General features: G+C 31.7%; 11 protein-coding genes. 5 read left to right on the top strand and 6 right to left on the bottom strand.

The window, feature by feature from the left end; translation table 11 throughout:
* Positions 1–88: 88 nt before the first annotated feature.
* Positions 89–379 (bottom strand): transposase, encoded by a 291-nt coding sequence (locus LNQ81_RS00295; protein ID WP_229944194.1) that lies wholly within the window; start codon positions 377–379, stop codon positions 89–91.
* Positions 380–390: 11 nt separating this feature from the next.
* On the opposite strand from LNQ81_RS00295, the gene LNQ81_RS00290 reads away from it, so the two are divergent.
* Both LNQ81_RS00290 and LNQ81_RS00285 read left to right on the top strand, forming a co-directional pair.
* The gene (locus LNQ81_RS00290; RefSeq protein WP_229944193.1) at positions 391–660 is read left to right on the top strand and encodes a transposase; all 270 of its coding nucleotides are present in this window, start codon (positions 391–393) and stop codon (positions 658–660) included.
* Between the two features lie 14 nt (positions 661–674).
* Positions 675–1,586, top strand: a complete 912-nt coding sequence (locus LNQ81_RS00285) for an IS3 family transposase (RefSeq protein ID WP_336245907.1) — start codon at positions 675–677, stop codon at positions 1,584–1,586.
* Here the strand turns inward: LNQ81_RS00285 and LNQ81_RS00280 are convergent.
* From LNQ81_RS00280 to LNQ81_RS00265, 4 genes are all read right to left on the bottom strand, one after another.
* Positions 1,491–2,408, bottom strand: coding sequence for an IS1595 family transposase (locus LNQ81_RS00280; protein WP_229944192.1), 918 nt, complete (start codon positions 2,406–2,408; stop codon positions 1,491–1,493). The genes LNQ81_RS00285 and LNQ81_RS00280 overlap by 96 nt on opposite strands.
* Before the next feature lie 169 nt (positions 2,409–2,577).
* The gene (locus LNQ81_RS00275; RefSeq protein ID WP_336245906.1) at positions 2,578–3,405 is read right to left on the bottom strand and encodes an IS4 family transposase; all 828 of its coding nucleotides are present in this window, start codon (positions 3,403–3,405) and stop codon (positions 2,578–2,580) included.
* Positions 3,406–3,427: 22 nt separating this feature from the next.
* Positions 3,428–4,321 (bottom strand): IS1595 family transposase, encoded by an 894-nt coding sequence (locus LNQ81_RS00270; RefSeq protein WP_229944191.1) that lies wholly within the window; start codon positions 4,319–4,321, stop codon positions 3,428–3,430.
* Positions 4,322–4,366: 45 nt separating this feature from the next.
* The gene (locus LNQ81_RS00265; protein WP_229944190.1) at positions 4,367–4,741 is read right to left on the bottom strand and encodes a DUF4372 domain-containing protein; all 375 of its coding nucleotides are present in this window, start codon (positions 4,739–4,741) and stop codon (positions 4,367–4,369) included.
* A 304-nt stretch (positions 4,742–5,045) separates the two neighbouring features.
* On the opposite strand from LNQ81_RS00265, the gene LNQ81_RS00260 reads away from it, so the two are divergent.
* Positions 5,046–5,576: a P-loop NTPase family protein gene (locus LNQ81_RS00260; RefSeq protein ID WP_229944189.1), complete on the top strand. Its 531-nt coding sequence runs from the start codon at positions 5,046–5,048 to the stop codon at positions 5,574–5,576.
* An 81-nt stretch (positions 5,577–5,657) separates the two neighbouring features.
* Here the strand turns inward: LNQ81_RS00260 and LNQ81_RS00255 are convergent, their stop codons facing one another.
* Positions 5,658–6,197: a YbaK/EbsC family protein gene (locus tag LNQ81_RS00255; protein WP_229944188.1), complete on the bottom strand. Its 540-nt coding sequence runs from the start codon at positions 6,195–6,197 to the stop codon at positions 5,658–5,660.
* A gap of 384 nt (positions 6,198–6,581) precedes the next feature.
* Between LNQ81_RS00255 and LNQ81_RS00250 the strand changes: the two genes are divergently transcribed.
* On the top strand, positions 6,582–8,171 hold the full coding sequence (locus LNQ81_RS00250; protein ID WP_229944187.1) for a T9SS type A sorting domain-containing protein: 1,590 nt from the start codon (positions 6,582–6,584) through the stop codon (positions 8,169–8,171).
* A 3-nt stretch (positions 8,172–8,174) separates the two neighbouring features.
* The gene (locus LNQ81_RS00245; RefSeq protein ID WP_229944186.1) at positions 8,175–11,471 is read left to right on the top strand and encodes an RHS repeat domain-containing protein; all 3,297 of its coding nucleotides are present in this window, start codon (positions 8,175–8,177) and stop codon (positions 11,469–11,471) included.
* The last annotated feature ends 12 nt before the right edge of the window (positions 11,472–11,483 follow it).

Below are 11,483 nucleotides of genomic sequence, written 5' to 3'. Positions count from 1 at the left end.
TGAGTTATAGGTTTTTTCTTTTTTAGGGGTATCGCATTCTTTCTAAAAGTGCACCTAAAAATATTGGATCATAGTCAAAAGTTGGGGACTAGGCAAAAAGTCTAGTTAATCTAAAGAGGAAAAACTTCTTATCCCTAACGCCTCTATACATCATACGGAAGTATTTGATTTTCGCATTAAAAGATTCTGCAGATGCATTAGTACTTCTGTTATTAAAGTAATTGATGATTTCGTTGTAGTGTACGTTAAAAGTCTTTAATACAGTATTAAAGTGTTTAAGTGAAGCTTTTTGAATATCATTAAACCAATGAGCCAGCTTAGTTGTAGGCTTCCCTAAAAATCGGACTGTTGTTAATTCGAAATTATTAACTTTAAACAAAACTGTCAAGTATGAAAACAAGTAATAATTTTAGTGAGAGCCAAATCATTAAAGCTCTCAAAGAAAATGAACAGGGAAGATCCGTAAGTGAAATCTCTCGAGAATTAGGTATTGATAAGAGCACGTTTTACTATTGGAGAAAGAAGTATGGTGGAATGGAAAAACAAGAGTTGAAACGTTTAAAAGAACTTGAAGAAGAAAATCGCAAGCTTAAACAGATGTATGCAGATGTTAGTTTAGACAATAAAATGCTCAAAGATATTCTGTCAAAAAAGTTCTAAGCTCAGCAGATAAAATAGAAAGAGCAAAGTATCTGTTAGAGCAATATAAGTTATCCATTGTTCATATTTGTTCATTAGTTGGACTATGCCGATCAATGTGGTATTATCAAACTAAAAAAGATGATACAGAGGTCATTGATAAACTAAGTGAATTAGCAGAACAGTACCCTACTCGCGGCTTTGATGAGTGCTACCATAAGATACGCAGAGAAGGACTTATATGGAACAGAAAAAGAGTTCTACGCGTTTATCGCTTAATGAAACTCAGTCTAAGAAGAAAACATAAGAAACGTTTAATAACAAGAGTTAAACAGCCTTTAGAAACGCCAAAAGTACTCAACGAGTGTTGGAGTATGGACTTTATGAGTGACTTACTTACAGATGGCAGAAAAGTAAGAGTTTTTAATGTATTAGACGACTGTAATAGAGAAGCAATAGCTATCGAAGCTGGATTAAGTTATCCTGCAAGGGCGGTAATAGAAACATTAGAAAACCTAAAACAAGAAGTAGGTACTCCAAAGTACATTAGATGTGATAACGGTCCTGAATTTATCTCTAAAACCTTTGTAAACTGGTGTGAGAAGAATTTCATAGAAATTAAATATACTCAGCCTGGCAAACCAATGCAAAATGGATATATAGAACGTTTTAATCGATTTTTTAGAGAAGATATATTAGATGCTTTTTACTTCAATGATATCTACCAGTTACAAAGATTGGCTGATAAATGGAGAGAGGATTACAATTTTAACCATCCTCACAAAGCATTAGGGAATAAATCGCCCAAAGAATATAAGCCCAGATTTGATGAAGAATTTTATGTATGTCCGTTATTTGTCATAATCTGTAATATTGGCAATAATAAGCCTATCAAAGAGCTTTTCACCAAAGTATCTTCTATTAAGTTTATAAACGAATTCATCTAAGTAAGCTTGAAGGTATTTTCGTTTAATTTTATGGTAATTTCCCAGTAGATTTCTTTTAGCATTACTGATAGCTATATGTACCCATTTTAGAGTCTCTTTTGTTGTTTGTTCTGATGATTTTTCAGTAATATGTATCTGAACAAAATCTGAAATATCTACATAAGAAGTACTCTTATCAGTTAAGACAATGCTACTTTCTTCAATATTTTTCCTGATCATTTCATTAACACTTTCAGCTTTATGATCTTCTAAAACAACAGCTTTAAAAAAGCGTACATGATTTTGTTTTTCACCTGTTTCTATGTTCTCTAAAACTGTACTTTCAGCCATACTAGCAACATTTTGAACACCTGTAGATCCTCGACCACTTTTAGTTTTAGATTTCTCTATTTCAGATGTTTCTACTTTAAAATATCCCTCATCCATCTCTAACATTCCCTCTAAAGTATACTTGCTATCTCTATTACCCATTGCCTTGCGAAGCTTATGTACCATTGCCCATACTGGCTCATATCTTTTTAGTCCTAATTGCTTTTGAATTTCTAAAGTTGAAAAGCCTTTTTTAGTCGCTGTCATTAAGAACATTGTCTTATACCATATCAAAAAAGATAGTTTTGAATGCTCCATAATTGTACCACTTTTTAAAGTTATACGAGAACGACATTTTTTACATTCATAACTCCATCTACTTTGAATCCAATAGTGGGCATCATGACCACATCTTTGACAAGTAACTCCTAACTTATCACGTTGCTCTTTAAAATGTAAACGGCAAGCTTCTTCACTTGTAAATTCAGCCGAAAAGGTAAAAAGGTTTAGCATGACTTTCTTATGTTTTAGACTACAAATATAGCATTATGTCGTTAAACGGAGATACATAAAGAATCATTAGTGTCCGATGAAACTTATTATCAAGAGATTATTTTATCATAATCTCTTGATAGTGAGTTTTATATTGTTTTTATTTCATAGTTATCCTAAAAATAGGCTGTCAAAATAAAGAGAGTTGTTTTATCTCTTGATCTTCAATAATCCAATCTTGCTCTGGGTTTTCTAAGAAATGTAATAGTTTAATGTAGTTAAATAGGTGAATCTTACAAAAACTCACCAAGTTTGAGAAAGCCCAACTTCGTGTAAGCTTTTTCTTAATCACAGATATGAGTAAATTCACTATTAAAACACAGTATATCTGTATTTTAATAGCATTTTCATTATCACCTAAAAAGTACTTTAAAGGGAAATTCTGTTTAAGTTGTTTAAAGACAAGTTCTATTTGCCATCTCAGTTTATATAAAGCAGTTATCATATCTGCTCTCAATTCGAAGAGGTTAGTAATAAACTCAAAAACTCTCTTATTTTCTCTATCATAAAACTTCACTTTGCGCAGTTTAAGTTTGGCTAAAATATTATTTTCTTTAATATTAACTTCAATGATTTGGTCTTGTAATACACCACTATGTAGGTGTTCAGGGATTTGATTAGTTTCTATTATATCATAACTTGCATTGTCTTTTATCCTTGTTACAAAGCCAGTTTGGTGCTCTGAAAAATGTTTAAATGCCTTGTAATCATTGTATCCTTTATCAAAAACATAAATAGTATTATCATCACATTTAAGTTTCTTTAAAAAATTATGATCATGTGTTGCTGCTGAACTAAACCATACCATATTGGGAACCTTTTCATCAGCATTAATTACTGAGTGAACTTTTATACCTCCTTTAGATTTTCCATCTTTGGATTTACGACCTACACAACTTAATATATCCTTAAATAGGCTTATAGTACTACTATCAACAAGCTTTACTTGCTTTTTGATAACATCTTTTTGAGTTATTGGTTTAGTTTCCGTTAATCATATTTAAGGTAGTTGGTTTCGCTTTAACCATCTTTACAATTGTGTTATGAAAAATAGTTCCCTTAAATAAGGATCTATTTAATCTATATACGAATTCATTAAAGTAAGCTTGGATGTATTTCTTATTGATATGTGAAGGTACAGTCCTAATCCAGGATTTAAGTTGGTGAATTACTACGTGTAATTCTTTAAAATTAGCCCCTTTATCACTTTCTTTTTGAGTGATGTTATACTTTTTTTTCAAAGGATTATACCCTCTCCATTTATCCGTAATTACATTAGCATCTTCTGAAATATGTTGTTCAAATATAGTAGTTAATGATTTAGCAGAATAATCGTCAATACACTTAACATATGCTCTTTTTACTTTGCTATCAGTAGTTAACTCAACAGCTATCACTGCTTTAGTTTTTTTGGTATCATAACTTCTCCCTGGTTTTCCTTGTTCATATCCCCCCACAACGAACTCATCTACATGGACTGTCTCAGTCATAGGATATTGTTCACTACTTTGCATAGCTAGGCGAACCTTGTGCATAAAGCCCCATGCTGTTGGCTGGCTTATACCATAACGTTTACCCATTTGAATGCTAGAGATGCTTTTGGTAGAAGTTGTCATCTCAAACACAATCATAAATGCTTTATGTAAACCAAACTTAACTTTATGAAATAAAGTATTAGCAGTTGAACTCTCAACATGTTCACAGTTATAACAATAGTAAGAATGATTAGTTTTTAAGCAACCTTTTTTATGACCACATTTTACACAAGTAAAACCGTTTGACCACTTAATTTTACTTAAATAAGCTTTACATGCTTCGTCATCTGGTAGTTCTTTTACTAAGTTCAGAATGTTTTGACCCTTAAATATTTCCATACTATTGATTTTAAGATACTAATATACGGATGTTAAATTAATAACTCAAACATCTTTAATTCGGCTGTCCGATAACTTATTCGTGTATTTACTAAGAAGTTGATTATAGACATCTTCAAAAAATTTCACTTCTCTATTTTTATTAGCATCTGACAAGGTACTGCGTTTTGGGATATGATCTAATTGGAAGCCTTTAGTTTTTCCTGATAAGCCAAGCATTGCACCAGATACTTCACGAAGTGAATTACATTTGGCAAAACAACAAAAAAGCATACTTATCAGATGATCTTTGGATTTGAATTTCTTTACATAATAATCAGAGTTAGCTTTTACTACTGCTGATTTAATAAGTTCGTCATCTATTAAAGAAATCAGCTGTCCGAATACGGATTTACTTGAAAAATATGTACTTTTACTCATCGTGTTTATGGTTTTGCAAGACTAAACTACGATAACTTTTTAGAAGCCAGCATGCTGGCTTCTTTTTTTATGCAATATTTTTATCGGACAACAATGATAAAGAATTTAAATTCTTCATCAAATCTGAACATAATAAGAATTATTTATCGAATTTAGAGGTGTCCTAAAATGGGGAAGTCTACAGGAGAATATAATTGTTTAAAAACTTTTATCTAAAAAACAGAATCTAAAAATCAACTAGAAAGGTTTAGGTACAACTTGAAAAATAGTGTATTTAGACCTTTTGTTTTTATATTTGTAAACTATGACTTCATTAAATCAATTAGGCAATCGAATTTGTATTATTGGCAATAGTTCCGCAGGTAAATCTACATTAGCAGAGACACTTGCGAAAAGATTAAATATTCAGATACTTCATTTGGATCAAATAGCACATATTCCTAATACAAATTGGACTCCACGTGATAGAGATTTATTAGCAGTAGACCATCAACAGTTCTTAGATTTATATACAGATTGGGTAATAGAAGGTAACTATAGTTTCCTTATGCCTTCCCGATTTAAGAAAGCAACTTGTATTATATGGTTAGATTTTTCTGCAATTGGTTCGGTATGTCGATATATTAAACGAAGTCTTACTCATAAGGATAGTAGAGCTGGTAACCTAGATGGTGCAACAAGTCAATTTAATATGAAGATGGTAAAATATATATTACTCGAAGCGCCAAAAAAGAAGTATAAATATGTTGAACTCATACAGAATAGCAATGCTTTTTTTATACACATTAGAAGTTTTAAAGAGCTCATGAAGTGGTATAAGGTGTGGAATATTTGATCAAAATCATCTTAATTTCTGATACTTAAAATACAATTTCGTAATCCTTTGTATGAAATAATCATTATCTATTTTAGTCTATTATAGCTTTATAGAAATAAGTTCTCTTTTTAAGTAAGGCAGTAGTTTCGTAATAACATCTTCCATATTTAGTTTTAAATAGTTGGTTGTTGTGCCATCACTACATCCATAGAATTGCATTTCTAAAACTTGCTGATCAAAGATTAATTGTATGTCATTAGCAGAATCCTCTAGTAATCCAAAGATAGTAGCTGCTCCAATTTTTGTTTTCATTTTCTCATAAAGAGATTCAGGTGGAGCAAATGAAACTCTTGAAATATTGAGCATATCACTAAATACTTTACTATTAAATGCTTTATTACCCAAGGTGATGTACAAGTAAAATGTTGTTTTTTGTCTATTACATAAGAATAAAGTTTTAACCATCTTCATCTGTAGTTTCTCATCTATGTGAAGACAATCTTCCATAGTTATCACTTCACTAGTTTGAACCCTTTGCCATAGTATAGCGAGTGTTTCTAATACAGTGTAGGTTTGTTCTTGTAAAGAGGATAAGTAATGAGTTGGTCTTTTTGTTGATATTTCACTTATTTGTATCATATTAGATTGTCTTTGAAAATTGATTTGAACTTTATTTACAAAAGTCAAGACAACTTCAGTAATAAAAAAGAGAATAAAATTAAAAAATATTTTGGTCAAGATACTGAAATTAAGTTACGCTTTAATTTGGGGTTATAAAAGACACACAGAGCATTATTTAGGGTGACTATACCAATTAATTTAAAAAAAGACATTTATACTCAGTAATTAAAATTCTTGTTTTTTGTTAAAAAAACATAGAACATTGCATTTTGTGTAAATGATTAGCATTGTTTTTTGTGTATTTATTGTTAAATTATATTTATTTAGATATAATAGTTATTAATTGTTTTAGCTAGTATTATTTAACTTAATTTTAAGTTAAATAATACTAGCTTCTTTTTTATGAAAAAACAACTACTTTACTATCTATTGTTTTGTCTATCAATAAATTGTTATTCTCAAAAGATTCTATGGGAACAGACCTTAGGGGGCAATAACTCAGAATATCTCCTTGATATGATTCCCACGGCCGATAATGGTTTTCTTTTAGCCGGAGCCACGCAGTCTTATAAAGGAGCAGATCTAACCACAGAGCGAAGCAGCAACTACGACGCTTGGCTATGGAAGATGAAAGCCAGTGGGAAAAAAGAATGGGATATGCGCATTGGAGGCAATGGTGATAATTTTCTAAACAGTATTGCTCATACTTTAAAAGATGGCGGTTTTATACTAGGACTTACCTCTAGTAGTGATAAGGATCACTACAAAACAGAAGAATTAATCGGAAAGAGCGATGCTTGGATTATAAAACTTGACGCAGCTCGTAATGTGCTATGGCAAAAGAGTTTTGGAGGGTTAGAAAAAGAGGACCTTGTCAAGATACTTCCCATAACTGGGGGTGATTATCTAGTTTTAATAAATTCCAATTCATCAACGGCGGCAAATAAGACCGTTTCTTATTATGGAGGCGAGGATATCTGGGTTATAAGAATTAATTCACAAGGGATTATAAAATGGCAAAAAAGCTTCGGGGGAGAGTATGATGATATCGGATCAGATGTAATAGCGACAAGTGATAAGGGATTCTTAATAGGGGGGTATAGCAATTCAGGGGTAAGTGGAAACAAGACAAGTGAGTCTTATGGCAATAATGATTATTGGGTTATAAAGATTAACGCACAAGGGGATACTGAATGGCAGAGATCATATGGAGCAGAAAAAAATGATCAGCTCAAACAAATACAAGAAGTCTCAAAGGATAGCTATAGACTCTATGGTATATCGGATTCAGATACAGGGATGGCTAAAAACAGCGTATTGCAATCAGAGGTAGATTACTGGTCACTTGATATTGATAATCTGGGACAGGTCAAACAAGAGCTTGCCTATGGTTATGGTACTCGAAACTTTTTAAGCAATGGTCTTGTAAAAGACAACGGAACAATCCTACTTGGAGGCACAACTCTAGAGAAAACAAAACAAGGAAGTAAGGTAAACTTTTTAGGAACACTGCTTAACAAACAAGGAGATGTGCTATGGCAGAAGAGTATCTCTGGCAAAGGTGAGAATGTACTTTCTAAATTAATAGAAACAAGAGATGGAGCTTATGTATTTGCAGAGACCTCAGACTCTAAACCCAATAGAGACAAAAGTAGTCAAAAGGGGATGAATGATTTTTGGCTTGTTAAGGTAAAGGGGTACACTTTTGATGAAAATCAAGATTCACAAACAACAGAAGAAGATACAAACCAAGAAAAGCTAAAAATAGAAGCTATTCCCAATCCTGTGGTTACTTATACCAATATCATTATACCTGTGGAATATAAAGCAGGTGTTTTAAAGCTATATGATATAACAGGCAGGTTACTATTTCATAAAACAATCAAAAATCAAACAGAGCCGCTTAATTTAAGTGGTTATCCAAGGGGAACCTATATCATCTCTGTCAAGACAGATGTAATAGAGGGTAGTGTTAATGTTGTAAAAGAGTAAGATATGAAAAGAGAACTAACAATATTGTTTTTCATTTTAATCAAGGTTTGTCTATATGGGCAAACAGAAAGTGTTCAACAAACAAAGTTTAACTCCTTGGAGAATTTACCTCCCGAGGTTAGAAAGTATGTTGAGTATGGAGATTACTCTTTAAATTATACAAGAGCAGTACCTAATATATCTTTACCTATTTATACCATTTCTACAAAGACAGGATTGGAAATACCCATCAGTTTAGATTATGTTTCAAAGGGAATAAAGGTAAATGAGTTAGCTTCTAATGTTGGGCTTGGTTGGCTTTTAAATGCTTATGGAGTAATAACTGTGGATCACTCTTTAGAGTATGACCTAGGCGTAAATATGAAGACTAAATTAAAAGCCTATGACACAGGAAAAGTATATAATACCGATAGCGCTGTTCAGGATTTATATAGTTATTTGGATGTGCTTAATTCAGGGGTTGTACAAGGAAAGTCACCAGTGTATTCCTACAACTTTTTAGGGCGTAATGGTCAGTTTATTTTTGACTCTACAGGTAAGTATTTTGGTATACCGTACTCAGACATGGAAATATCTCTATCGCTAGATAAAAACACAATCACTATAAAGGATACTCAAGCTAATATTTATTACTTTTCAAAACATTCATATAGAATTACCAGTGATCAATACCCTCAAGAATTTACAAGTAACAATATTTTTTATGTTTTAAGTAAGATAAAACTATCCAATAGCGAAGAGATCGAGTTTAGTTATTACAATGAAAACACCGGTTTAGCCTTTTTATATCATTATCAGATACAATATGATTTTGACAACGACTTTGATTTAGAACAATCAGCTATGAAAGGAGAACTTGGTGGAGTAGATCACAATTTAAGATGTAATAGAACTCTTTGGCCTGAAAATAGGAAGGTTAAAATAAGTGGGGCTAGTCCTAATTTGAATATCAAAGAGATAAAGTATGGAAATACTAAAATAAGTTTTAAATATTCCTCTCAAGAAGGTTTGTTAATAGACAATACTATGTATCGAAAAGATGTAGGCACAACTGCAAAGGCGCTTAAGAAAATAGAAATAAGCTATAACAATCAATTGGTTAATCAGTTTATGTTTAATTACGGATATTTTGTAAGTGATGACAACAGTACTAATAGACCTGAAAAATACAGATTAAAGTTGTTATCAGTAACTAATAATCAAAATGAAGTACATCGTTTTGAATACAATGAAGATGTAAAGTTACCACCTAGAGATTCTTTTGCCTTAGATCGTTGGGGCAATTATAATGCTAGAATTGGAAATCAAGATTTACTTCCTAGTCTTAGTTTTAAGCTTCAAGGTTCTGCAGGAAAAACAGATAATAAATATTTTAATGGATCAAATAGAAATGACGCATATTTTTCAGAATTACAAGCTTATCTATTAAAAAAGATTACTTATCCAACCAAAGGATACACGGAATTTTTTTACAGTCAACCAACAAGTGTTATTAAAACAGTTAAAGAAAAGACGATTTCTTTTGGTGATGGAATAACATTAAATATTTATGATACAGGTTCGCGTAAAACGGCTACTTATAGCTTGCGAGATATGGGATACTCTGAAAGTAATAAAGATGTCTTATATCTTAATTATACCAATAGTTGTGATAATGCTTATCCATCTGATAATTCTGGATTAGATCAATTTGTAGGAGAAGGTACTAATGGTACAATTAGTATTAATTTGCCAAGTGGTTATACGCTTCCTCCTTATCATAGATCTATTCTTTATAGAGCAGGAGGTACTAAGAATGGCGTTATAGGTCCTATAAAATCGTTAGGAGATAAAATAGACATTACTTTAATAAGGCAAGGTAGTTGTTTTTTATCAGGAGGAATTCGTATAGAAAGAACAGTTCCCGATACAATAACAAGTTATCAAACGGCTCCAATAATACATTTAAGTAGCTATAGAAGTTATAATCACAATAACGTATTGGAAAAGGAGGTAAGATATGACTATAAGCAAGATATAAAAAGCCCACATACTCAAGCAGCTTATAACTTACCAGTACTACATGGTGTGTCAGAGAGAACAATGGGAGCTGTTTCCTCTGCTAATTCTAGAACATGTAGAGCTATTGTGAGAGCATCCAGTGCTATGAATCACGTCAAGGAAGCTTATTTCCCTTATGTACACGAGACAATAATAGATGTTGGTAGAACGTATTATGAATTTAGCGCAGGAGCCAATAATGCTGTTAGTGGGGTATTAATAGAGCCTTATCCTAGTTATGAATATGATTTTAATTATTCTGTAAAAGATGATTTTAAACAAGGGATTCTACTTCACAAAAGTGTCTTTGGATTAGATAGCAAGCTAAAGCATAGTTTGACAAATACTTATGAATTTAATGAAAGCTTCACTACTCTATCTAATAATAGCATAGGAACTGGTAGTGTGAGTTATAATGTTCTTTTAAAAGGGAAGTTCTCAACAAATTTAAATAGTATTACAGGAGCTACAGGTAGTAATAATTATTTCTCCTATCAATTACTTCCAATAAAGAGTGCTTGGATTAGAAAGACAAGTGAAACAGAGAGAAGCTATTTTGAAAATGACTTTATAGAGACAAAAAAAACATATCTCTATGGCAACACTATAGAATCGCCAGTTCAGATAAATACCGTTTTAAAAAACAAAAATAGAATTGAGAAGTTTACCTATCCATCAAGTGGAGATCTTTTGTATGCAAATAATAAAAAAGCAGAGGTTATTAAATATGAGCTTTCTGAGAATTCAGAAAAACTACAAACCATAGAAAACACCTATAAGAATTGGGGAAATAATATAATAGATAAACAAGAGATAAAGATTAGTAAAGGAACTTCTGCTTTAGAGAGTAATCAAAAAATACTTCACAGAGATAGTCGAAATGGAAATATAATTGAATTAGAGACAGATGGAGTTAAACAGACTTATATCTATGGTTACAGCAGTGGTCTATTAATCGCTAAGATTGAAAATGCGTCAAAAGAAGAGGTAGCAAGTGCCTTAGGTGTGAGCCTAGCAAATCTTCACACCATAGATGAGAGTAAATTTACTCAGATAAACAACTTAAGAGGTAATGCTTCATTAAAAGAAGCATTAATAACAACCTATGAACACAAGCCTTTAGTTGGAGTAACTAAAATCACAGACGCCAAGGGAGAAGTTCTATTGTATGAGTATGATGGTTTTAATAGACTAACGTTAATAAAAGATTCCAAAGGAAATAAATTAAAAGAGTATCAGTACAACTATAAAAACAACTAAATAGCACCTATT

The organism is Myroides oncorhynchi, assembly GCF_020905415.1.
Classification (GTDB): domain Bacteria; phylum Bacteroidota; class Bacteroidia; order Flavobacteriales; family Flavobacteriaceae; genus Flavobacterium; species Flavobacterium oncorhynchi_A.
Note: the sequence above shows the minus strand (reverse complement) of the source record. Positions and strands in the feature narration are given on the sequence as shown.